Origin of the sequence: Herbidospora cretacea (assembly GCF_001570605.1) — a bacterium.
GTDB lineage: Bacteria > Actinomycetota > Actinomycetes > Streptosporangiales > Streptosporangiaceae > Herbidospora > Herbidospora cretacea.
In genome coordinates, this window is sequence record NZ_BBXG01000001.1 from 565,486 (window position 1) to 588,936 (window position 23,451).

At 71.5% G+C, this 23,451-nt stretch carries 20 protein-coding genes; 11 read left to right on the forward strand and 9 right to left on the reverse strand.

What is annotated here, in order from left to right; translation table 11 throughout:
- The first annotated feature begins 88 nt into the window (after positions 1 to 88).
- Positions 89 to 1,357, forward strand: coding sequence for an aminotransferase class V-fold PLP-dependent enzyme (locus AW270_RS01805; protein ID WP_061289709.1), 1,269 nt, complete (start codon positions 89 to 91; stop codon positions 1,355 to 1,357).
- Between the two features lie 55 nt (positions 1,358 to 1,412).
- Here AW270_RS01805 and AW270_RS01810 read toward each other — a convergent pair whose 3' ends face one another.
- Together AW270_RS01810 and AW270_RS01815 are read right to left on the reverse strand one after the other, a co-directional pair.
- A complete protein-coding gene (locus tag AW270_RS01810; protein WP_061289711.1) occupies positions 1,413 to 2,789 on the reverse strand; it encodes a tetratricopeptide repeat protein in 1,377 nt (458 codons plus the stop codon).
- 75 nt (positions 2,790 to 2,864) lie between these two features.
- Positions 2,865 to 4,031, reverse strand: a complete 1,167-nt coding sequence (locus AW270_RS01815; RefSeq protein ID WP_061289714.1) for a low temperature requirement protein A — start codon at positions 4,029 to 4,031, stop codon at positions 2,865 to 2,867.
- 111 nt (positions 4,032 to 4,142) lie between these two features.
- Between AW270_RS01815 and AW270_RS01820 the strand changes: the two genes are divergently transcribed.
- Complete coding sequence (locus AW270_RS01820; RefSeq protein WP_245674527.1) at positions 4,143 to 4,721, forward strand: transcriptional regulator; 579 nt, start codon at positions 4,143 to 4,145, stop codon at positions 4,719 to 4,721.
- On the forward strand, positions 4,718 to 6,040 hold the full coding sequence (locus AW270_RS01825) for a PEP/pyruvate-binding domain-containing protein (RefSeq protein ID WP_061289720.1): 1,323 nt from the start codon (positions 4,718 to 4,720) through the stop codon (positions 6,038 to 6,040). Before AW270_RS01820 ends, AW270_RS01825 begins: the two co-directional genes overlap by 4 nt.
- Here AW270_RS01825 and AW270_RS01830 read toward each other — a convergent pair whose 3' ends face one another.
- From AW270_RS01830 to AW270_RS01840, 3 genes are all read right to left on the reverse strand, one after another.
- Positions 6,041 to 7,171 carry an AI-2E family transporter gene (locus tag AW270_RS01830; RefSeq protein WP_245674528.1) on the reverse strand — a complete coding sequence of 377 codons (1,131 nt, stop codon included), beginning with the start codon at positions 7,169 to 7,171 and terminating at the stop codon, positions 6,041 to 6,043.
- Positions 7,172 to 7,336: 165 nt separating this feature from the next.
- Positions 7,337 to 8,935 carry a monocarboxylate uptake permease MctP gene (gene mctP, locus AW270_RS01835; protein WP_061289723.1) on the reverse strand — a complete coding sequence of 533 codons (1,599 nt, stop codon included), beginning with the start codon at positions 8,933 to 8,935 and terminating at the stop codon, positions 7,337 to 7,339.
- Positions 8,932 to 9,090 (reverse strand): DUF3311 domain-containing protein, encoded by a 159-nt coding sequence (locus AW270_RS01840; protein ID WP_245674529.1) that lies wholly within the window; start codon positions 9,088 to 9,090, stop codon positions 8,932 to 8,934. The genes mctP and AW270_RS01840 overlap by 4 nt, the downstream gene beginning before the upstream one ends.
- Before the next feature lie 337 nt (positions 9,091 to 9,427).
- Here AW270_RS01840 and AW270_RS01845 point away from each other — a divergent pair, with 337 nt between their 5' ends.
- From AW270_RS01845 to AW270_RS01870, 6 genes are all read left to right on the forward strand, one after another.
- Positions 9,428 to 11,551 (forward strand): anthranilate synthase component I, encoded by a 2,124-nt coding sequence (locus AW270_RS01845; RefSeq protein WP_061289729.1) that lies wholly within the window; start codon positions 9,428 to 9,430, stop codon positions 11,549 to 11,551.
- Positions 11,552 to 11,637: 86 nt separating this feature from the next.
- Entirely contained in the window at positions 11,638 to 12,753 is a 1,116-nt protein-coding gene (locus AW270_RS01850; protein WP_061289732.1) for an amidohydrolase family protein, read from the forward strand.
- A gap of 54 nt (positions 12,754 to 12,807) precedes the next feature.
- The gene (locus tag AW270_RS01855) at positions 12,808 to 13,701 is read left to right on the forward strand and encodes an ABC transporter ATP-binding protein (RefSeq protein WP_061289735.1); all 894 of its coding nucleotides are present in this window, start codon (positions 12,808 to 12,810) and stop codon (positions 13,699 to 13,701) included.
- A complete protein-coding gene (locus AW270_RS01860) occupies positions 13,698 to 14,483 on the forward strand; it encodes an ABC transporter permease (RefSeq protein ID WP_061289738.1) in 786 nt (261 codons plus the stop codon). Before AW270_RS01855 ends, AW270_RS01860 begins: the two co-directional genes overlap by 4 nt.
- A 23-nt stretch (positions 14,484 to 14,506) precedes the next feature.
- Positions 14,507 to 15,217 carry an FAD-dependent thymidylate synthase gene (gene thyX, locus AW270_RS01865; protein WP_061289741.1) on the forward strand — a complete coding sequence of 237 codons (711 nt, stop codon included), beginning with the start codon at positions 14,507 to 14,509 and terminating at the stop codon, positions 15,215 to 15,217.
- An 85-nt stretch (positions 15,218 to 15,302) separates the two neighbouring features.
- Positions 15,303 to 18,161, forward strand: a complete 2,859-nt coding sequence (locus AW270_RS01870; protein ID WP_082801214.1) for a CLIPPER-2 domain-containing protein — start codon at positions 15,303 to 15,305, stop codon at positions 18,159 to 18,161.
- On the opposite strand, the gene AW270_RS01875 is transcribed toward AW270_RS01870, so the two are convergent.
- Positions 18,158 to 18,469, reverse strand: coding sequence for a ubiquitin family protein (locus AW270_RS01875; RefSeq protein ID WP_061289746.1), 312 nt, complete (start codon positions 18,467 to 18,469; stop codon positions 18,158 to 18,160). The genes AW270_RS01870 and AW270_RS01875 overlap by 4 nt on opposite strands.
- A 41-nt stretch (positions 18,470 to 18,510) precedes the next feature.
- Positions 18,511 to 19,626, reverse strand: a complete 1,116-nt coding sequence (locus tag AW270_RS01880; protein WP_061289749.1) for an FAD-binding oxidoreductase — start codon at positions 19,624 to 19,626, stop codon at positions 18,511 to 18,513.
- 375 nt (positions 19,627 to 20,001) lie between these two features.
- On the opposite strand from AW270_RS01880, the gene AW270_RS01885 reads away from it, so the two are divergent.
- Positions 20,002 to 20,688 carry a gamma-glutamyl-gamma-aminobutyrate hydrolase family protein gene (locus AW270_RS01885; RefSeq protein WP_061289752.1) on the forward strand — a complete coding sequence of 229 codons (687 nt, stop codon included), beginning with the start codon at positions 20,002 to 20,004 and terminating at the stop codon, positions 20,686 to 20,688.
- Positions 20,689 to 20,779: 91 nt separating this feature from the next.
- Positions 20,780 to 21,646 carry an alpha/beta hydrolase gene (locus AW270_RS01890; RefSeq protein ID WP_061289755.1) on the forward strand — a complete coding sequence of 289 codons (867 nt, stop codon included), beginning with the start codon at positions 20,780 to 20,782 and terminating at the stop codon, positions 21,644 to 21,646.
- Here the strand turns inward: AW270_RS01890 and AW270_RS01895 are convergent.
- Positions 21,643 to 22,824: an acyl-CoA dehydrogenase family protein gene (locus AW270_RS01895; RefSeq protein WP_061289758.1), complete on the reverse strand. Its 1,182-nt coding sequence runs from the start codon at positions 22,822 to 22,824 to the stop codon at positions 21,643 to 21,645. The genes AW270_RS01890 and AW270_RS01895 overlap by 4 nt on opposite strands.
- 8 nt (positions 22,825 to 22,832) lie before the next feature.
- Positions 22,833 to 23,432 carry a class I SAM-dependent methyltransferase gene (locus AW270_RS01900; RefSeq protein ID WP_061289761.1) on the reverse strand — a complete coding sequence of 200 codons (600 nt, stop codon included), beginning with the start codon at positions 23,430 to 23,432 and terminating at the stop codon, positions 22,833 to 22,835.
- Between the last annotated feature and the right edge of the window lie 19 nt (positions 23,433 to 23,451).

Genomic DNA, 23,451 nt, shown 5'->3' on the forward strand with positions numbered 1-23,451 from the left:
CCGGCGACACGCCGCCCCGGATGGCGGCGGCGGGTGTCGCGCCCGGCGGATAATCGATCGCCCCCCTCGCACCGAAGGAGGAGGGGCCGTGACCCTGTCACGCCGCGCGATGCTCACCGGCCTGCCGCTGTCGCTCATGGCCGCCCCGGCGGCGCTCGCCGCCGTGCGGCCCCCGGCGGGGACGCCGCAGCAGATCGCGCGGAACGAGCCCTTCTGGCGCACGGTCGCCGGTCAGTTCCGGGTCAGCCCCGACTTCGTGAACCTGGAGAACGGCTACTTCGGCAGCATGCCCGAGCCGGTCAGGCTCGCCTACCACGCCCACGCCGACCGGCTCAACGCCGAGAACAGCCGCCTGCTCCGCACCCAGTACCGGCAGAGCGCGGACGAGATCGCCGCCCGCGTCGCCGCCCTCCTCGGCGTCACGAAGGAGGAGATCGCCTTCACCAGGGGCGGCACCGAGGCCCTCCAGAACCTCATCACCGGCTACCGGAGACTGACCCCCGGCGACGCCGTCATGTACGCCGACCTCGACTTCCACACCGGCCAGTCGGCCCTGAACTGGCTCGCGGCCCGGCACGGCGCCCGCGTCGAACGCCTGACCGTCCCCGAACCGGCCACCCGCCAGGCGGTTCTGGACGCCTACGAGGCGGCCCTCACGAGGACCCCCAGGCTCAGGCTGCTGCTGCTGAGCCACCTGAACAACATCACCGGCCTGGTCGCCCCGGTCAGGGAGATCGTCGCGATGGCCCGCGCGAAGGGCGTCGACGTCATCGTCGACGCCGCCCACTCCTGGGGCCATCTCGACTTCACCCTCCCGGCCCTCGACGCCGACTTCGCCGTGTTCTCCCTGCACAAGTGGATGGGCGCACCGCTGGGCAGCGGCTTCCTCTACATCCGCAAGGACCGCCTCCCCGACATCGACCCCGTCTTCGGCGACGACACCCAGCGCGCCGACATCCGGTCGAGGGTCCACTCGGGCACCATGGACGTCGCCCCCATCCTCAGCGTCGGGGCCGCCCTCGACTTCCACGAGACCCTCGGCGCGCCGGTCAAGGAGGCCCGCCTGCGCCACCTGCGCGACCGCTGGGTCCACCAGGTCAGCGACCTGCCCGTCGAGATCCTCACGCCGGAGGACCCGTCGATGTACGCCGGGATGACCGCCTTCCGCCTCCCCGGCCGCACCACCGAGGCCGGCAGCACCGCCGTCGTCGACCACCTCTACGACCGCCACCGCATCTTCACCGTCCGCCGCGGCGGCCTCGCCAAGGGCGACTGCGTCCGCGTCACCCCGGCCCTGTTCACCGCCGCCGCCGACGTCGACCGCCTCGCCGCCGCCCTGCGGGAGCTCAAGATCTGAAAAGCTTCTCTCCGTTACGGCTCCGCCCGGCCGGCCACCCGACCACCCTGGGGCGTCACAGAGTGGGCAGGTCGTCCAGAGCCGTCCGGGCCTCGGCCGCCACGGCGTGGCCCGAGTCGGCGGCGACCTGGTAGGCCGCCCTCGCCGCCTCGATGTCGTCGCGGTTCTCGTAGCAGACGCCGAGGAAGTAGGCCGCTTTCGGGGCGAAGTGGGGATGCCCGGAGCCGACCGCGTAGAGGAAGGCCGCCTCCTCCCCGGCGCTGTCGCCCCGGTCGCCGAGCATCACGCCCAGGTTGTAGGCGGCCCACGGCGCCTGCGCGGGATGACCCGAGTCGATGGCGGTCTGGTAGGCGGCCCGCGCGCCCTCGTGGTCGCCCTGCTCGTCGAGGACGAAGCCGAGGTTGTAGGCCGCCTGCGGGCTGTGTTCGGGGTGGCCCGCCTCGACCGCGCGGCGGTAGGCGGCGATCTCGCCGGGGACGTCGCCCAGGTCGCCCAGCAGGACGCCGAGGTTGTAGGCCGCCATCACCGACCGGTCGGGGTCGCCCAGGTCGACGGCGATCTGGAACGCCGCCCGCGCGCCCTCGTGGTCGCCGTGCTCCACCAGCAGCGACCCCAGGTTGTTGGCCGCCGCCGAGGCGTGCCGCCGGTGGCCCGAGTCGACGGCCACCCGGAAGGCCGCCCGCGCGGCCGGGAGGTCGCCCCGGTCGCCGTGGACGATGCCGAGGTTGTAGGCCGCCATCGGCGCGTAGTCGCGGTGGCCGGTCGCCATCGCCCGCCGGTAGGCGGCGATCTCGCCGTCGACGTCGCCCAGGTCGCCGAGCAGCACGCCCAGGTTGACCAGGGCGCTGGGCGTCTCGTCGGGGTGGCCCGAGTCGACGGCCGTCTGGTAGGCGGCGCGGGCGCCCTCGAAGTCGAGCGCCTCGTAGAGCAGGTCGGCCAGCCGCATGGCCGCGTCGGGGGCGTGGTCGGGGTGGCCCGAGCCGATCGCCACCCGGTAGGCCTCCCGCAGCCCGTCGGCGCAGCCCCGGTCGCCCGGGTCGTCGAGCCCGGCCGACGCGGTGGCGGCCACGATCGCCTGGTCGAGCAGCTCGTCGAGCACGTCGGGGGTCAGCGCCGCCAGGTCGGCCTCGGTGAGGTCGTCGAGGTAGACCAGGCCGGGCGTGCCCCCGGCGAACGGCAGCCCGTCGTCGACCAGCCCGGCCAGCTGCGTCCCGGAGGAGGGGAGCAGGACGGGGGTGTCGGCGGGCAGGGCCGAGCGGATCGCCTCGAACAGGCGCCCGGCCGCGGCCGGACCCCGGACCAGCACGAAAGGGTGGGGCGGCCCGCCGGCGGTCAGCGCGGCGCGGATGTCGGCGTCGCCGGAGGCGGGGGACGGGGGCGTGCTCGCGGCGCCGAAATGGGCGTGGCCGAGCTGTTCCAGACGCGGAAGCATGGGACCCTCCAGGACGGCGGTGCTGCGTGGACGTGGTCGCCGGACCGCGCGGGTCAGCCGGATCGTGCGCTCATGTCATGCCTCCACCTCAGAGACTATCCGCGCCGCACCCCTGGCACGCCGGTGCTCCACCACGAGCATGCCGACCAAAATCAGCACCAGGACCGCCAGCTGTGCCATCGCCGACCACAGTCCGGTCGCGGTCGCCACCAGCGCGGCGATCGCGGCCAGCCCCCTGATCCGGGCCTGGCGCAGCGCGAGCACCCGGCGGAACCAGAAGTCCCCGGCCAGATACAGCGCCACCCCCGCCGACAGCATGATCGCCGCCGACGGCTTCAGCGGGTCGAGCGGATGCCCGATGACCTTCTTGATCCCGCCCGACACCGCGACGACCCCCAGCAGGATCGGGATGTGCCCGTAGAAGTAGGCGCCGAGGATCATCCGCGTCCGGCGGACCGGCTCCGCCGACGCCAGCGCGTGCTCGGCCGCCACCTCGTCGTCGCCGCCGAAATACGCCCACCACAGGCACGCCGCCAGGCACAGCCCGAGCGCCCCCGCCACCCCGAGCCCCAGGTCGACGTCGAGGTCGGCCGCGCCGATGCCGATCGCCAGCATCGACTCGCCCAGCACGACGATCACCAGCAGCCCGTGCCGCTCGACCACGTGGGGGGCGCGGAGCGTGAAACCCTTCTGCCCGATGAAATAGGGGCTGCCCCAGAGGAGGACCATCGCCGCCGCCCACAGCAGATAGGTGTACGGCGCGGACGTGAACGCCGCCGCCCCGATGAGCGCCGTGGCCGCCAGGTTGAACGGGATCACCCGCACGATCGCCCGGGTCGCCTGGAGGTAGAGCGCCCCGTGAACCACGATGAGCAGCAGATATCCGACCGCGAACGCCACGCCGCCGCCGTCGAACGTGCCGGGGATCGCGAGCGCCATCAGCAGGAACCCGGTCATGCCCAGCAGCACCAAAACGCGGCGCGCCGGTCGTACCGGCGGGACGGAGTTGAGCAGCCAGACGTAACCGGAGTACATCCACCACATCACCCCGAACACCAGCAGGACCCGCAGCGCGCCCTCCAGGGGGACGCCGGCCTCCAGCCCGTCGACCAGGACGTGGGTCAGCTGGGTGATCGTGAAGACGAAGACCAGGTCGAAGAAGAGCTCAAGGGTGGAGACCCGTAACTCGGGCTCGGGGGTCTGCTGTTCGGCCGGTTCGGCGAACCAGGCGGGAAGCCGCATTTCAGCGCCTTTCTGTAATTGTGTAATCATCCCACCAGATAGGTGTGCATCCTGGCGACCAGATTTGTCCGGATGTTCAGGCCATCTGGATGGTCGGAGTACGATCGCCGCATGAACGTGCTGCACACCCTGCGCTGCATGGGCGTCACGACCCTGGCGCGGGTGGCCGAGGCCGCCGGGCTCGGCGAGTCCGACGTCCAGTCGGAGCTGATCGACCTGGCGGTGGCCGGGCTGGTGACCTACGAGCCGGGAGACTTCGGCGGCTGGGGCGTCACCCCGGCAGGCAAGACCGCCGACGCGGCCGGGGTCGCCGCCGAACTCGACGCGGCCGGCACGAAGGCCGGCGTGGCCGGCGCCCTCGGCCGCTTCCTGCCGCTCAACACCGAGCTGCTCGACCTCTGCGAGGCGTGGCACCTGCGCTCGGGGACCATGAACGACCACGGCGACCCCGGCTACGACGCCCGCGTCATCGCCCTGCTCGCCGACCTCGACCGCAGGGCGGGCGTGGTCCTCGCCGCGCTGACGGACGCCCTGCCCCGGTTCGGCAGGTACCGCGTGCGGCTGACCGAGGCGCTGAGGCGGGTCGAGGCGGGCGAGACGCGGTTCTTCACCGACGACATGGCCTCCTACCACGTCATCTGGTTCCAGCTCCACGAAGATCTGCTGGTCACCCTGGGCATCCCGCGATGAGGTGGATCCATCCCCTCACGTCGGGGGAGCCGGCCGACGTGGTCGGCGGCAAGGCCCACGGCCTGGGCGTCCTGATGCGCCTGGGCCTGCCCGTCCCCGCCGGATTCGTCGTCGGCACGGCCGCCTGCCGCGCCTACCTCCGCGACGGCCGCCTCCCCGGCGGTCTCGCGGCGGAGCTCGCCACCGCCGTGGCGGGCCTCCCCGCAGGCCGGGTCTCGGTACGGTCCGGCGCGGGCGTCTCGATGCCCGGCATGATGACCACCCTGCTCGACCTGCCCGCCGACGACCTGACGGACGCGGTCACCGAGGTCTTCGCGTCGTGGCACACCCCCCGCGCCCGCACTTACCGCGACCTCCACGGCATCCCCCACGACCTCGGCACCGCCGTGACCGTCCAGACCATGGTGTACGGAGACCGCGACCCCCGCAGCGGAACCGGCGTCGCCTTCACCCGCGACCCCACCACAGGAGACCCGGTCCCCTACGGCGACGTCCTGTTCGGGCGGCGCGGCGACGCGGTGGTCTCCGGCCGCGAACACCCTCGCCCCCTGAGCGACCTGGCCGGCCGCGAGCCCGAGGTGCAGGCCGGTCTGGCCCACGCGATGGCCGCCGTCGAAGCGCACTACCGCGACGCCTGCTACCTGGAGTTCACCTGGGAGAGCGGCCGGTTGTGGCTGCTCCAGGCGCGGCCGGGCCGCTTCACCGGCACCGCCGCCGTCGTGGTCGCCACCGCTCTCGCCGACGCCGGCGTCATCGGCAGGGAGGAGGCGCTGCGCCGCGTCTCCCCGCACGACCTGAGAAGGACGGCCCGCATCGTCCCGCCCGCCGACGTCCTGGCCCGGGGCCTGGGCGCCTGCCCCGGCGTGGCCGTCGGCCGCATCGCGACCAGCGCCGACGCGGCGGTCCGGATGGCCGCCGAGGGGCCGGTCGTCCTGGTGCGTCCCGAGACGTCCCCCCACGACCTGCGCGGCATGGCGGCCGCCGCCGGGATCGTCACGGCCCGGGGCGGCCGGGCCAGCCACGCGGCGGTGGTCGCCCGCGCGATGGGCAGACCGGCGGTGGTCGGCACGGCGGGCCTGCTCGTCGGGCCCGACTCGATCAGCGTCGCCGGCCGCGCCCTGGCGGCGGGGACCGTGGTCACCATCGACGGCACCAGCGGGGAGGTGGCCGTGGGCGAGCCCGCCGTGACGACCTCACTGGCCGAGGCCGAGGTGGAGCGCCTGCTCGGCTGGGCCGACGCCGTCTCCGGCGACACGTCCGGCCGCCCCGGCCCCGACCGTCTCAGAGCGGCTCACGACGCCCTGACCGCACAGGCGTGATCAGGCCGACCGGGGCCACCGCAGGTGGCGCGGGCGGCGGAGCGGCGCGGGCGGCGGCGGTTCCGGCGGAGCCGTGGGCGGCCCCGAGTCGGGGGAGCGGCCCTGGGAGTTGCGGATGAGGGCCACGATCACCGACGCCACCGGGGCCGCCAGGAACGCGCCGATGATGCCCGCGACGACGCTGCCCACCGTCAGCGCCACCAGGATCACCGCGCCCGGCAGGTCGAGCGCCTTGCCGTAGATCATCGGCGCCAGCACGTGCCCTTCGAGCTGTTGCACCAGGATCGTCACCGCGATCACGATCACGGCCACGATCCACCCCTTGGCCACGAACGCCACCACGGCCGCCAGCAGGCCTGCGAACAGCGCCCCGATGACCGGCAGGAACGCCCCGACGAACGTCAGCACCGCCAGCGGCAGCGCGATCGGCACCCCGAGGATCCACAGCGTGATGCCGATGAAGAACGCGTCGACGAACCCGACCGCCGCCACCCCCCTTACGTAGCGGCCGACCACGTCGAACACGACCCGGCAGGTGGTGAGGATGTGGGGGCGGCTGCCGCGCGGCGCGAGGTCGGCCACCCAGTGGACCAGGTGGTCGCCGCCGTGGACCAGGTAGACCGCCAGGATCAGGGCCAGCACCGCGCCGACCAGGATCTCGCCGACGGTGCGGACCCCCGTCCACGCTCCCGAGGCGATCTCCGTGCCGCGCTGCGACAGGTAGTTCTGGACGCTGGTGATGGCCTCCTGGATCCTCGTGTGGTCCAGCCCGAACCCGGCGGCGGTCTTCTGCAGGTCGGTGACGACCTGGCCGATGCTGGCGTTCAGCTCGGCGAACCCGTCGATGGTCGGCGGGACCAGCACCGCGATGAACGCGGCCAGCAGCACGATCACACCGATGAAGGCGCCCATGGTGGACAGCGTTCGGTTCAGGCCGATCCGCCGCAGCGAGCGGGCCGGAGGCATCATCAGCACCGTGATGAAGATCGCCAGAACGAGGCTGATCGCGACCGTCCTGACCTGGTAGATCACCCAAAGGATCACGGCCGTCAGGGCGAGGAGGACCAGGATCTGCCCCGCCTTCCTCGCGGCCCTGGCCAGGCCGTCTCCCGTTCCCACCGGATGCGCCATCGGCATTCCCTCCCCGTTACGTTCGGTGCTCGCCGATGATCGCAGAGATGCGGGGAGGCGGCTAGCTTCCGTCACCGGGGCGGGGCCGATCGAGCCCACCCCGGTGACCAACGTGCGTCGGCTGAGCCGTCTTTTGAATCTACGTTGTAAAGGCGACGTGAGGGATCACGTCGACCCGGCGAGCTCCACGTCCTCCTTGACCTCCGGGTCGCCCGCGTCGGCGGTGTAGTCGCGCGGCGCGGTGCCGTCCACGCCCTCCGACGCCCCCATGCGCCGGGCCAGCAGCGTCACCAGGGCGGCGACCACCAGGTTGACCAGCAGCGCCAGGAACCCGGCGTAGATCGTCATCGAGGTGTCGAGGCCGAGCTTGTTCAGCGGGAACGCCGACCCGCCGAAGTGGGCGTGGTTGTTGGCCGGGTTGGAGATGTTGTAGAGCAGCACCATCCCGGCCGTCATCCCGGCCGCCCAGCCGGAGATCAGCCCCACCCGGTGGAACCACCGCGTGTACAGGCCCAGCGCGACGGCCGGCAGCGTCTGCAGGATGATGACGCCGCCGATGAGCTGGAGGTCGATCGAGAACTGCGGGTCGATCAGCAGGATGCACAGCACCGCCCCGACCTTCACGACCAGCGAGGTCAGCTTGCTGACCCGGGCCTCCTGCGCGTCGGTGGCGTCGCGGCGGATGTATTCCTTGTAGATGTTGCGGGTGAACAGGTTCGCCGCCGCGATCGACATGATCGCGGCCGGCACGAGCGCGCCGATGCCGATGGCCGCGAACGCGACGCCGGTGAACCAGTCGGGGAACATCTGGTCGAACAGCTGCGGCACGACCGTGTTGACGTCCTTGCCGATCGGGGTGATCCCGGCCGCGATGGCCATGTAGCCGAGCAGCGCGATCAGCCCCAGCAGCAGGCTGTAGGCGGGCAGCGCCGACATGTTCCGCTTGATGACGTCCCGCGACCGCGACGCCAGCACCCCGGTCACGCTGTGCGGATAGAGGAACAGCGCCAGCGCCGAGCCGAGCGCCAGGGTGATGTACTGGAGCTGGTTGTTGGCGTTGAGCAGGATCCCGTCCCCGGGCGCCGGCGTCCCGGCGAACTTGTCCGCCGCCGCGTCGAAGATCGCCCCGAACCCGCCGAGCCGCGCCGGGATGTAGATGATCGCCACCAGGATCACGATGTAGATCAGCGTGTCCTTGACGAAGGCGATGAGCGCCGGTGCGCGCAGCCCGCTCTGGTAGGTGTAGGCCGCCAGGATGGCGAACGCGATGATCAACGGAAGGTCACCGGTCACCCCCATCGTCTTCAGCACGGCCTCGATGCCGATGAGCTGCAGCGCGATGTACGGCATCGTCGCCACGATCCCCGTGACGGCGACCAGCAGCGCGAGGGTGGGCGAGCCGAAACGTACCCGCACGAAATCGGCCGGGGTGACCAGACCGTGCACGTGGGACACCGACCACAGCCGGATCAGCACCAGCATGACCAGCGGATAGACCACCACCGTGTAGGGAACGGCGAAGAAGCCCATGGCCCCGGCCCCGAAGAGCAGCGCGGGCACCGCCACGAACGTGTACGCCGTGTAGAGGTCGCCGCCCACCAGGAACCAGGTGATCCACGACCCGAAGTTGCGCCCGCCCAGCCCCCACTCGTTCAGGGACGCCAGGTCGTCGGCCCGCCGCCACCGGGCGGCCACGAAGCCCATGCCGCTGACCAGTAGGAACAGCGCCGTGAAGATGACGATCTCGGTGATGTGCTCGTTCATCGGCGGGTCGCCCGGTAGACGAGGAGGGTGGCCGCCACGCTGACCAGGATGAACGCGAGCTGCAGCCAGTAGAACAGCGGGATGCCGAGGAGCCGGGGTTCAGCGTGGTTGAACAGCACCGGGATGAGCGGGATGACCACAGCAGGCAACAACACCCAGTTCCAGGGACTGCGGTCTGATCTGGGGGAGCGTGGTTCCGTCAACGGACTCTCCTTCCGACAAGTTGTCGATTGGAGCGTAAGTGACTCGCGTCACACTGGGAGCTCCCATCGACGAGCGGCAGGCTGGGCGCGCCGAGCGGTCATCTGCCCGACATGTAGGGTCCGGCGTGTTATTGTGTGCCGCATGCGAATTCCTCAGCAGCAGTGGTGGCGCCGCTAACGGCGGCCCCTAGCTCAGGTTTCTCGCGAATCGAAACAGGCCGCCCCGGAAGCAGGGCGGCCTTCTGTGTTTCCGCCCCCGGGGCCTCAACATCGGATCAAGGGGCGACACGTGGAGACCAGCGGTTACACCACGGCGGGCGGCATCGGGGTCGAGCGCGTGGTGCGCGCCGTCCCTGAGGCGGCTCTGGAGGAGATCGTCGACTCGCTCGGCACCCGCCGGGGCGGGGCGTTCTCCTCAGGCATGGACTATCCGGGCAGGTACAGCCGATGGGCGTTCGGCTACGTCGACCCCTGCCTCGAACTCGTCGCGAAGGGCCGCCGCATCTCGGCCCGCGCGCTCAACGACCGGGGCGCCGTCGTGCTCCCCGCCGTCGCGGCCTGTCTCCGCGCCGCCGGAGAGGTCGTCGGGACGCCGTCGGCCACCTTCGTCGAGGTCGAGGTCCACCCGTCCGACGAGTGGCTGCCCGAGGAGATGCGCTCCCGGCGGCCCACCGTCTTCACCGCGATCCGCGAGGTCATCGCCGCGTTCAAGGGCGACGACCAGCACCTCGGGCTCTACGGCGCCTTCGGCTACGACCTGGCCTTCCAGTTCGAGCCGATCCGCTACGCGCTCACCCGCCCCGACGACCAGCGCGACCTGGTCCTCCACCTGCCCGACCGCCTCGTGGTGATCGACCGGGTGAAGGAGACCGTGCTGGAGTACGGCTACGAGTTCGAGTACGCCGGGAAGTCGACCAGGGGCCTGCCGCGCGACGGCGACTCCCGCGAGCTGACCAGGGCGACCGACATCCCGGCCGACCCCGTCAGGGGCGCCTACGCCGACGTCGTGGCCAAGGCCAAGGAGAAGTTCAAGCGCGGCGACCTGTTCGAGGTCGTGCCCGGCCAGGTCTTCCACGCCCCCTGCGACGACCCGCCCGCCTTCTACCGGGGGCTGCGCACCAGCAACCCGGCCCCCTACGAGTTCATCATCAGCCTGGGCGAGGGCGAGCACCTGGTGGGCGCGTCCCCGGAGATGTACGTCCGGGTCACCGGCGAGCGGGTCGAGACCTGCCCGATCTCCGGCACGATCGCCCGGGGCGCCAACCCGGTCGAGGACGCCGAGGCGATCCGCACCCTCCTGTCCAGCGTGAAGGAGGAGTCGGAGCTGACCATGTGCACCGACGTCGACCGCAACGACAAGTCGCGCATCTGCGTGCCCGGCTCGGTCACGGTCATCGGCCGCCGCCAGATCGAGATGTACTCCCGCCTGATCCACACCGTCGACCACATCGAGGGCTACCTGCGCCCCGAGTTCGACGCCCTCGACGCCTTCCTCACCCACATGTGGGCGGTGACCGTCACGGGCGCGCCGAAGACGTGGGCGATGCAGTTCATCGAGGACCACGAGGCCACCACCCGCCGCTGGTACGGCGGCGCGGTCGGCTTCATCGGCTTCGACGGCTCCATGAACACCGGCCTGACCCTGCGCACCGCCCAGATCAAGAACGGCGTGGCGACGGTCCGGGCCGGCGCGACCCTGCTGTTCGACTCCGACCCCGACGCCGAGGAGCGCGAGACCGAGCTCAAGGCCAGCGCCCTGCTGGGCGCGCTGGCGGCGGTCGGCCGGGGCGAGGTCGCCCAGGAGGCCGTCGCCGCCGAGCAGCCGGGCGAGGGCCACACCGTGCTCCTCGTCGACTACGAGGACTCGTTCGTCAACACCCTGGCCGACTACTTCCGCCAGCAGGGCGCGAAGGTCGTCACGCTGCGCCACGGGTTCCCGCTCACCATGATCGAGGAGGTCGCGCCGACCCTGGTCGTGCTGTCGCCCGGCCCCGGCTGGCCGACCGACTTCGGCACCGAGCGGCTGATCGCCGCCCTCTACGAGCGGAAGCTGCCGGTCTTCGGGGTCTGCCTCGGCCTGCAGGCCATGGTCGAGCAGGCGGGCGGCCAGCTCGACCTGCTGCCCTACCCGGAGCACGGCAAGCGCGGGCAGATCAAGCGCGAGGGCGACAGCGCGCTGCTCGACGGGCTGCCCGAGACGTTCACCGCGGCCCGCTACCACTCGGTGCACGCCAAGCACCCGGCCGTGCAGGGCTTCACGGTCACGGCGGCGACCTCCGACGGCGCGGTGATGGCGATCGAGGACGTCGTCAACCGCCGGTTCGGCGTGCAGTTCCACCCGGAGTCGATCCTCACCACCGAGGGCGGCGCGGGGGCCAAGATCATCGCCAACGTGCTGAAGCTGGCGCGGTAAAGATCGCGCCGAACGCCTGACCGCCCGGCGCCACCGGCCCTAAAGTCCTGACCCTGTCGTAGCGGTCGTAAGAGGGGGACGAAGGAATGACGCCGGTGTTGCCGGGTCCGGTCCGGGCGGCGCTGGCGGCGCCTCTCGTCGACCACCACTGCCAGGGAGTCCGCCGCGACTCCCTGGTCAGGGCGCAGTTCGAGACGCTGATCACCCGGGCGGGCCATCCCGCCCCGCCCGGGACGACCCATTTCGACACCCCCGAGGGCATCGCGATCCGGCGCTGGTGCGCGCCCGTCCTCGGGCTCGACCCGCACGCCCCGGCCGCCGTCTACCTGGCCAGACGCACCGAACTGGGCGCGGCGGAGGTCAACCGGACGCTGCTGCGGGCCGCCGGGGTGGTCGCGTTCCTCGTCGACACCGGCACCCAGCCGGCGCCCGACCTGCTGTCGGTGGCCGAGACGGGGCGGCTCGGGGGAGCGGCCTCCGACGAGATCGTCCGGCTGGAGCGGGTCGAGCAGGACGTCGCCGAAGAAGGGCTCAGCGCGCCCGGCTACCTCGACCGGCTGCGGAGCGAGGTCGCGGCGCGGGCCTCCCGGGCGGTCGGGCTGTCGACCGTGATCGGCTACCGCTGCGGCCTGGACGTCGACCCGGTCAGGCCCTCGCGCGGAGCCGTGCTGGCGGCGGCGGGGCGGCGGGTGGCCGAGCCGAAGGCCACTCTCACCGACCCCGTGCTGCTGCGCCACCTGCTCTGGACCGGCGTGGACGTCGCGCGTGAACGGGCGATGCCGCTGCAGATCCCGTGCGGGACCTCCGGGGTCGAACCGGGCGTGCTGCACAAGTCCGACCCGACCGCGCTCGCGCCGTTCGTCAGGGTTCTGGGCCCGCTCGGGGTGCCGGTGATCCTGCTGCACTGCTCGCCCTACCACCGCGAGGCCGCGTTCCTGGCCGCCGCCTTCCCTCACGTGCACATCGACGTCCGCGACGGGCTCGCCGACGTGCTCGACCTGGCGCCGTTCCACAAGATCATGTTCGGCTCGGGCGGCTGGGGCGTCGCCGAGACCGTCTACCTGGGCGCCCTGCGCCACCGGACCGTGCTGGCCCGTGAGCTGGCCGCCCGGATCGAGTCGGGCGACTGGTCGGGCGGGGACGCGGAACGGGTCGCGGGGATGATCGGATCCGGGAACGCTCGTCGGATCTACCGACTCTAGATCCTCTTCAGGTAGGAGGAATGGCCGGATCAAGGACGAAAGACTTGAAAGGCCATGACTGCCATAGAGATCCGGAACCTCAGCAAGTCGTTCGGCGCCGTCCGCGCCGTCGACGACGTCTCCTTCACGGTGGAGGCCGGAACCGTCACGGGATACCTCGGTCCCAACGGTGCCGGCAAGACCACCACTCTGCGCTCCCTGCTCGGCCTGGTCACCCCCGACACGGGGGAGGCCCTGGTCAACGGGCAGAGGTACGCGTCACTCTCCCATCCGCTGGGCGAGGTCGGCGCGGTGCTGGAGGCCACCAGCTTCCACCCGGGCCGCACCGCCCGCGACCACCTGCGCATCCTGACGACCGCGGCGGGCCTCCCCGCCACCCGGCCCGACGAGGCGCTCGAACAGGTCGGCCTCGCCGACGCCGCCAGGAAGCGGGTCGGCGGGTTCTCCCTCGGCATGCGCCAGCGCCTCGCCCTCGCGGGCGCGCTGCTCGGCCAGCCGAAGATCTTCATCCTGGACGAGCCCGCCAACGGCCTCGACCCGGCGGGCATCCAGTGGCTGCGGGGCTTCCTGCGCCACCTGGCCCGCGACACCGGCGCGGCCGTGCTGGTCTCCAGCCACGTGCTGGCCGAGGTCGAGCAGACCGTCGACAACGTGGTCATCATCGCCAAGGGCCGCATGATCCGCCAGGGCACCCTGGCCGAGCTCACCGGCAACGGCGGCGGCGCGGTCCGGGTCAGGACCAAGGACGACTTCGCCCCCGCCCTGCGCGCCGCCGGCGCCCAGGTCGAGGAGGTCGAACCGGGCCTGCTGCGGGTCAAGGGGATGGACGCCGAGGAGATCGGCCGGCTGGCCCTCGACCAGCGCGTGCTGCTCACCGAGGTCATCCACGAGCGCTCCGACCTGCAGAGCGTGTTCCTCGAACTGACCGGCGAGGGGGCCGCGCCGTGACGAACCTGATCCGCGCCGAACTCCAGAAGCTGTTCACCACCCGGCTGTGGTGGGCGATGGCCCTGGTCATGTTCGCCTTCACCGCGTTCGGCCTGGCGTTCCTGATCGCCCAAGCCGGGGCCGCGCCGGCCAACGGCCAGCCCGGCCTGCCCGCGCTCGACGACCCGGCGTGGCTGCCGCTGGCCCTCAGCTTTGCGTCCGGGGCCAACATCTTCACGATGATCCTCGGCATCGTGCTGATGACCAGCGAATACCGCTACCAGACGATCACCGGCACGTTCCTCACCACGCCCCGGCGGGGCCGCGTCATCGCGGCCAAGCTCGGCGCCGGTGTGATCATCGGGGTGTTCTTCGCGGTCATCTCGCTGCTGTTCACCGGTGTCATCGCCATCACCGCCGTGCTCATCGGCGGCGGGTCGGTCGACCTGACCGGGGGCCGCATCCCGCAGCTCACCCTCGGGGTCTTCGCCACCCTGGTCCTGTACGCCCTGTTCGGCATCGGCCTCGGTGCGCTCGTGCGCAACCAGGTCGCGGCGCTGATCGGCGGCATCGTCTGGGCCTACGTGATCGAGTCGATCCTGGGCGCCTTCCCGGCCCTCCAGACGGTCGGCAAGTGGCTGCCCGGCGGCGCCGCGCAGGCGCTCATGAACATCGACTTCGACACCGGCCTCGGGCAGTCCAACCTCCTGCCCGCCTGGGGCGGCGCCCTCGTCCTGGTCGCCTACGCCCTGCTCTTCGCGGTCGTCGCCAACCTCACGACCACCCGGAGAGACATCACCTGAGACCAGGGCTAGGCTCGTGGCCCATGGTGAAGTTGCAAAGTGACGTATCCGTTGAACTGGTCAAACACAGCGCGTCCGACTCGGACGTGCTGTGGGCGGCCCGGGTCTCGACGGCGGGGGAGCAGTCGCTGGAGGAGGTCCACAAGGACCCCGAGAAGTCCAAGGGACTCATCAACTTTCTGATGCGCGACCGGCACGGCTCCCCCTTCGAGCACAACTCGATGACCTTTTTCATCAGCGCGCCCATCTTCGTGTTCCGCGAGTTCCACCGTCACCGCGTGTGGTCGTACAACGAGGAGAGCGGCCGCTACCGGGAGCTGCAGCCGGTCTTCTACGTGCCCGGCCCCGACCGGCAGCTCGTCCAGCAGGGCCGCCCCGGGAAGTACGAGTTCGTCGACGGCACCCCCGAGCAGCACGCCCTCGTCTCCGAGACGATGGAGGAGTCCTACCGGGCGTCCTACGCGGCGTACCAGAAGATGCTGGATGCGGGCATCGCCCGGGAGGTGGCCCGCGCGGTGCTCCCCGTCGGGCTGTTCTCCTCCATGTACGCCACCTGCAACGCCCGCGCGCTGATGCACTTCCTGTCGCTGCGCACCAAGGACGAGCGGGCCACCGTGCCCTCGTTCCCGCAGCGCGAGATCGAGATGGTCGGCGAGAAGATGGAGGCCCTGTGGGCCGGGCTGATGCCGCTCACCCACGCCGCCTTCAACGCCAACGGGCGCGTGGCCCCGTGAATTGAGTAGGCGGGTGCTCACGCGCCCGCACCAGGGCTGACCCGATTCTGCGACAACGAGCATCGCGGAAAAGGAGCACCCTGACATGAGGACAGTGCGGGCCGCCCTGACCGGGCTACTGGTCATGGCGGCCTTTCTCGTCGCACCACCCGCCCACGCCGCGACCGTCAGGGTCACGGTCCACCTCTACCGGGTCGTCGAGATCTCCTGCGACGAGGGCGCGACGGTGCCCTGCCCCAACGACTACTACCCGAAGTTCAAGATCGGCTCCGAGGACCTCTACGACGGCAAGGACGACTACTGCTGCGCCCACGGCACCGACTTCCGGACCAACTGGGTCCACTCGGCCGACGTCGACACCGGCCAGAACCCGATCGACATCCACATGGAGCTGTGGGACCAGGACGACTCCAGCGACGACGACCCCATCGACTGGGGCGCGCCGGGTGACCACGTCGACCTGAAGTTCGACCTGAACACGTGCGTCTTCACCGGCGGCGGGCTGACGGCGCAGCAGGGCGCGGGCGTCACCTCGCTCGCCGGTGAGAGCGAGCAGAGCGCCGTCGACTCGGCCCGCGGCTACTTCACCATCACCACCCCCGACTGCCTCCAGAAGGCCAAGACCACCGACGGCGACGGCGACGGTCTCATGGACGTCTGGGAGACCCCCGGCCAGGGCCTCGACGCCGACGGGAACGGCACGGTCGACCTGGACCTGGCCGCCATGGGCGCGCTGCCCTACCGCAAGGACCTGTTCGTCGAGGCCGACCACATGGAGGGCGCGGCCCCGCAGGCCGGCGGGCTCACCGATGTGGTCGACGCGTTCGCCGCCGCCCCGGTCGACATGTACGAACCGGGCAAATACCGGGGGGTCAACCTCCACGTGCTGAGCGGCGAGCAGGTGCCCCGCATCGACGTCGTGAAGTTCAACGACACCGGCCCCGGCCCGCTCGACGACTTCAACGACCTCAAGAGCGGCAGACCGGACGTCGACTGCGACGGCTTCCTCGGCACCGCCGCCGACCGGAGCAGCCCGAACTGCGAGAACATCCTGGACGCCCGCCGCAAGGTCTACCGCTACATGATCTTCGGCCACAAGTACGAGCAGTTCCCCGACTCCTCGGGCCAGGCCGAGATCGACGACGCCACCCTTCAGGGCGGCAACGACTTCATCGTCACCGCCGCCACCTGGGACTTCGACGACGACGCCGAACGGCGCGTGATCGAGTCGTCCACCTTCATGCACGAGTTCGGCCACACCCTCGGCCTGGGCCACGGCGGCGGCGACCACGTCAACTGCAAGCCCAACTACCTCAGCGTGATGAGCTACGCCTTCCAGTTCCCGCGCCGCGACCCCAACCGCCCGCTCGACTACAGCAGCGCCGCCAAGGGCACCGCCTTCACCACCCCGCTGGACGAGAGCGGCCTCGACGAGAGGAAGCGCCTCCACGCGACGCCGGACCCGGCCCGCAAGACGGTCTACGGCGTGAACGGCAAGCTCAGGGTCGCCGACGCCAACGACCAGCCGATCGACTGGAACGACACGAACGGCAACCAGGAGAGCGCCGCCAAGGCCGACATCAACTGGATCGACTCCATCGGCGACCCGGGCGAGGGCTGCAACATCAGGGCGACCCAGACCCTCGACGGTCACGACGACTGGGCCGGCATCCAGTACGACCCCCGGCTGAACGCGGGCTTCCTCGCCGACGGCGCACGCAACGACCTGCCCAGGGAACTGACCCAGACCGACTACAGGGCGATGGCGCAGCAGGCCGACGTCAGGCTCACCAAGACCGCCGACCGCGCCGAGGCGACCGGCGGGCAGACCATCTCCTACACCGTCGGCGTCACCGACCTCGGCCCCGGCCCGGCGAAGTCGATCGAGGTCACCGACACCCTCCCCGACGGGACGGTCCAGCGCCGCACGCTGCCCGACCTGGCCGCCGGCGCGACCACGACCACCCCGTTCACCTACCAGGTGCCGTGCGCGGTCACCGACGGGACAGTGATCACCAACACCGCCACGGTCACCGGCGCCGACGCCGAGGGCGTGCCCGACCCGTCGCGGACCGACAACACCGCCACCGCCTCCACGACCGCGCGGGCGCCCAAGCTGACCGTGACCCAGACGGCCACCCCGTCGGCCGGCGCGGGCGAGGCGATCACGTACACGATCACCTACGCGAACGCGGGCGGCGACGCCGCCTCGAACGTGGCCGTCACGGCGACCCTGCCGAAGGACGTCTACTACAGCACCGCCCTCGACCTGGGCGCCGGGCCGAGACCGGCCACCGCGACGCTCAACCCCGACGGCACCCGGACGCTCACCTGGAACCCGGGTACGGTGCCCGCCCACTCGGGCGACCAGAAGATCGTCTTCACCGCGCGGCCGACCCTGCTGGCCCTGCCGGGCGCGACCTTCACCGGGGGCGTGTCGATCGCGTACAGGAACGGGAGCGGGGCCTGCGTGTTCGCCCCGGTCACCGCCTCGTCGACGACCACGGTCACCGCGGTCGCACCGAGCCGCGACCCGATGCTCCCGCCCCTGTGGGCGCTGCGGACCGACCTGCGCACGGCCGAGACGCTCGCCCGGGTGCAGGCGACCGACACCCGCTGGGACGGCGCCGACGGGTCGGCGCCCGACGGCAGGCTGTCGCAGCAGGAGGCCGCGGCGGTGTTCTTCCCGCCGGTCACCCAGCCGCGCACGCTCCGCGCCGACCTGCTGGCCGCCACGCTCAACCTGGCGACCCGCAGGATCAACGCGGGCACCGTCGTCAGCACGCCCGTGACCAGGGCCCTCGGCCTCGGCACGGTCGGCGACGCCGTCCGCTACGCCCAGGCGACGCTGGCCCAGCCGCCGTCGCCGCCGAACCTCGTGCGGTACGCCAAGACCGGCGTGGTCCTCAACGAGGTCAACGCGGGGGTCGCGGAGCGCTACTAGTTCAGCGCCGGGAGCACGTAGACCTCGGCGCCCGGGGGGAGCTCGCAGTCGAGCCCTCCCAGGCGCCGGGCGTTCTCCCCGCACACGAAGATGCCGATGTGCCGCCGCAGCACGCCGTATTCGTCGCGCAGCCGCCCCTCCAGGTCGGGGTGGGTGCGGCGCAGCGTGTCGAGCGCACCGCCGAGCGTCGGGGTCTCCGACTCCTCGGGAGCCACGGCGAACACCCTCACCTGGGTGTCGTCGCCGATCCAGTGGCGCAGCGTACTGGGCAGCACGAAGGTCACCAGGGTGACCGGCCGGGCGTTCATCGCCCTATCGTGCCAGGGCGCGACGCGATCGCGGGCAGGGTTCAGGGTTCGCCCTGGATCGCGTCCCGGTGGATGCTCGACAGCGGCACCCCGCTATCGAGCAGCCGCCGCACGGTCGTGTTCACCATGGTCGCCGGCCCGCACACGTACACCTCGTGGCCGGTCCACGAATGGATGCGCGGCACCACCTCGTCGAGATCCCCTCTCATCCCGGTGTACGAGTCGTCCTGCGACACCACCGGCAGCACGCTGAGCCACGGGAAGCCCGACTCCATGCGGCGCAGGTCGGGCAGGTCGTAGAGCTCGGCGGCCCGGCGGGCGCCCACGATCATGGAGATGTTGGGCCGCCGCCCCGAGGCGATGACGTGCTCGACGACGGCCTTCAGCGGGGCGAGGCCGGTGCCGCCCGCCACGCAGAGGATGTCGCGGTCGCCGTCCGGCGGCGCCATGGTGCCGACCGGCGGCCCGAGGAGGACCTGGTCGCCGGGCTTGGTGTGCTGGGCCAGCGCGGTGCTCACCCAGCCGCCGGGCAGGGTGCGCACGTGCAGGGTGATCGTGTTGTCGGCCCGGGGCGCGTTGGCGATGGAGTAGGTCCGCCAGACGCGGGGCCAGCGGGCGACCTGCACGTTGACGTACTGACCCGGGGTGAAGTCCATGCGCTGGCCGGGCCGCAGCGTGACGACGGTGATGTCCGGCGCCCGGCGGTCGTGGTCGACCACCTCGGCCAGCCACCAGGCGGGGTTCACGCCCGCGTCGGCGTCGGCGGCCCCGATCATGAGATCGGCCGCCGCGGTGTAGGCGGCCACCCAGGCCGCCTCGATCTCCGCGTTCCAGATCTCGGCCGCGAAGCGTTTGATCGTCGCCAGCAACGCGTTGCCGACGGCGGTGTAGTGCTCGGCCATGACCCCGTATTTACGGTGGTCCCGACCGAGTTGTCCCAGATAACCCCCCAGGCTGTCCGGGCTGTCCAGCATCCAGACGATCCGGGTCAGCGAGCCGAACAAACGGTCTCGCGTGATGTCCATCGCCGGGGGGAACATGCCCCGGAGATGCGGACTCTGCGCGAACAGGCGGCCGTAGAAGTACGCGGCTGCTCGCTCCGCGACAGGCTCGACGACGGAGAAACTCTCTTTGACGAGGCGCGGATTCAACGACATGTATTGGTCCCACCCTTGTGACCGGAACAGGTTCTTCCGGTCTGCCGATCCACCTCCCTGACGGTTCCGGGTGAACGAGCGCGGCGGCCCCCCGGCTCATACCATCGCTCATTTGGGAGTCTTCCACTCGGAGATGGACGTCACAACTGATTCACCTCAAAGGAGACTGCCTGTAACGGGTGTGTCATCCTCCGTGACTACTGGTCGCGACATTTTCGGACAAGAAACGCGAATCCCATTCGCGTTGTCATGGGACGTCCTGACCCCTTGTGGAACGCGCTGTGAATCTGCCGCAAGAGGCCGGGATACGTGACAAAACCGAAATCATGTGCGCCATGATGGGCATGCCGTCGCGCGCAACTCACTGGAGACCCCATGGCCCGTCCGATCATTGGCATCACCAGCTACCTTGAGGCCGCCCGCTGGGGTGCGTGGGTGCGGGAGGCCGTGGTCTCCCCGCAGGGATACTCGCGGGCCGTGGAGAAGGCCGGCGGAGTGCCGGTCCTGCTGCCCCCGCTGCTGCCCGCCAACGCCGACGACCACCTGCGCGGCCTCGACGGTGTGCTGCTGGCCGGCGGCATCGAGCTCGACCCCGCGCTCTACGGCGAGCCCCGCGAGCCGCGGGTCGACGAGCCCCAGGCCCACCGCGACCGTTTTGAGATCGCCCTGGCCAAGGCCGCCGTCGCGGCGGGCAAGCCGGTGCTGGCGGTCTCGCGCGGCATGCACGTGCTGAACGTGGCGCTGGGCGGTTCGCTGATCCCGTGGCTGCCCGACGTGGTCGCGCACGACCGCCACGCGGGGGCGAGGCACACCGTGATCGTCAGCGTGTCCAGCAAGATCGGCAAGGCCGTCGGCGACCGCATCGAGGTGAACGCGCCCCACCACCAGGCGGTGAAGAAGCTCGGCCAGGGCCTGCTCGCGGTGGCGTGGGGCGACGACCAGATCGTGGAGGGCGTCGAGCTCCAGGGCCACCGTTTCTGCGTGGGCGTCCAGTGGCACCCGGAGCGCGGCGCCGACAACCGCCTGATGGAGTCCCTGATCGAGGCCGCCCAGCCCTTCTAAGGAAGGGGATGGCCGGATGTGCGCGGATCCGAACGGAATCACCCGGTAGTCAGACCGGGGCGCGTGCCGCCCCTGTTCTAGGGTGCGACCCATGACATTGCACGACCGCGCCCGCGCGTACCTGGACCGATTCCCCCCGGCCGTCGACTACGTCCCGCCGACCCTCGCCGAGATCCAGGAGAGCCGTCCCGTCGACGGCGACGCCGAGGGCCGGAGCCCGCGGATCCCGCTCCACGAGATCACCGGCACCGAGATCGCCGGGGTGCCGGTGCGGGTCTTCCGGCCCGCGCCCGGGGACCTGCCGGTCGTCGTCTACATCCACGGCGGCGGTTTCGTCTTCGGCAGCGCCGACGTCGACGACCCGATGTGCCGCGACCTGGCCGTCCGGACGGGCGCGCTGGTGATCTCGGTCGACTACCGGCTCGCGCCCGAGCACCCGTTCCCGGCCGCCGTCGACGACTGCTGGGCCGTGGTGGAGCGGGTCGTCCGCGACCACGAGAGGGTCGCGGTCATGGGCGAGAGCGCGGGGGCCAACCTCGCCACCGTCTGCGCCGCCCTCGCGCGCGACGCGGGCCTGTCCCTCACGCACCAGATGCTGATCTATCCGTGCACGGAGATGCGTACCGACACCCAGGGCTTCGAGGACCAGGGCCACCACAACTTGGAGACCGACCGGGTGGCCTGGCTGTTCGACCAGTACGCCGGGACGGCCGACCGCACCGACCCCCGCTTCGCCCCCGCGCTGCTGAAGGACAAGGAGGGCCTGGCCCCGGCCACGGTCATCACCGCCGAGCACGACCCGCTGACCGCCGAGTGCGAGCGGTACGCCGCCGAGCTCCACGCGGAGTACCGCTGCTTCGACGGCTCGCTCCACGGCTTCTTCGGCCTGCCCGGCTTCTTCCCCGAGGCGGCCGAGGCCAGGCAATTGGCCGCCGACCGGCTCAGGGCGTCGTTCTAGAACGACCGGGGCAGCCCGAGCACCTGCGTCGCCAGGTAGTTGAGCAGGAGTTCCTCGGTGACCGGCGCGACCAGCCCGATCCGGGCGTCGGCGAGCAGCCGGGCCACCGGGTACTCCAGCGAGTAGGCCATCCCGCCGTGGGTCTGGAACGCCGCGTCGGCCGCCTCCCAGAACGCCTGGGAGGCGGTCAGCTTGGCGATGTTGGCCTCGGTCCCGCACGGCTCGCCGCGGTCGAACAGCCACGCCGCTTTGTAGAGCATCAGCCGGGCCAGCTCGATCTTGGCCTTCACCCGCGCGAGCGGGAACGCGATGCCCTGGTTCGACCCGATGGCCCGCCCGAACACCTCGCGCTCCTTGGCGTAGTCGACGCCCACCCGCAGCGCCACCTCGGCCCCGCCGAGCGCGGCGGCCCCGAGCAGGATGCGCTCGGGGTTGAGGATGTCCCACAGCACGACGGCCCCGCCGTGCACCTCGCCCACCACGTTGGCGGCCGGGACCCGCAGGTCGTCGAGGAACACCATGTTGGAGGGCGTCGTGTTCGCCCCCATCTTGGGGATCGGCCGGTAGGACAGCGTCCCCGCCGCCACCGCCTCGGGCACGTTCACCAGCAGCACGGTCAGCCCGCTGGTGCGCGGCCTGGCCTCGGCGGCCGGGATGGTCCGGGTGACGAGCAGCATCCACGTGGCCCGCTGCACCCCGGTGATCCAGATCTTCTGCCCGTTGACCACGAACTCCGACCCGTCGAGCCGCGCCGACGTGGTGATCGCCAGCGAGTTCGACCCGGCGTCGGGCTCGGTCAGCGCGAAACAGGTCTCGATCTCCCCGGCCGCCAGCCGGGGCAGCAGGTCGGCCTTCTGCGCCGGGGAGCCGTGCCGGGCGATGGTCATGGCCCCGAAACCGGGCGTCAGCACGTAGGTGAACGCCGACCCGCCGGCCGACCCGGACGCCGACAGCGTCTCGGTCGCCACCGTGAGCTCCAGCAGCCCCTGCCCGCCCCCGCCGAACTCCTCGGGGACGGCGAGGCCGAGCCAGCCACCCTTGGCGAGCTCGGCCCACACCTCCTCAGGCCACTTCTTCTCCGCCTCGCACCGCTGCCAGTAGGCCATGTCGTAGTGGGAGCAGATCTCCCCGATGCCGTCCTGTACGGCCCGCGCGCTCTCCGGCAGCCTGAAATCCATGCCGCATTCTAGAACGTGTTCTCCCGAGGCCGGCGCGCGTGGTAGACGAACGCCGGAGGCAGGTTCGGCCACACCGTCCGCCCCATCACGACCTCCTCGAACGACCCGAACAGCGACCGCCGGATCCGCAGCGCGGGCGGCAGCAGCATCGCGTGGACGTAGGCGAACATCGTGAACGCCCCGCCGGGAGCCATCGACCCGAGGATCGCCTTCAGCAGGCTGTCCTGCAGCTTCGGGGAGAACGCGGCCCACGGCAGGCCGCTGATGATCACGTCGGCCTTGGCCACGCCCCGGTCGGCCAGGAGCGCCGGCAGCCCGCACGCGTCGTCGACGACGACCTCGACCCCGGGGTGCCGGTCGGACAGGTGCGCCGCCAGTTTCGGGTTGATCTCCACCGCGAGGTGCCGCCCCCGCCCGCCCAGCCGGCGCTGGATCTCGGCGGTGAAGGAACCCGTTCCAGGTCCCAGCTCGACCACCACGGGGTCGCCCTGCTCGGGGATCGGCACGCACACCGCCTCGGCGAGCCGCCGGGAACTGGGGGCGATCGCGCCGACGGACGCGGGGGAGCGCATGAACTGCCCGAAGAAGAGGGCTGATTCGTTGGCCATACCTGCAAGGTAGGCGTCC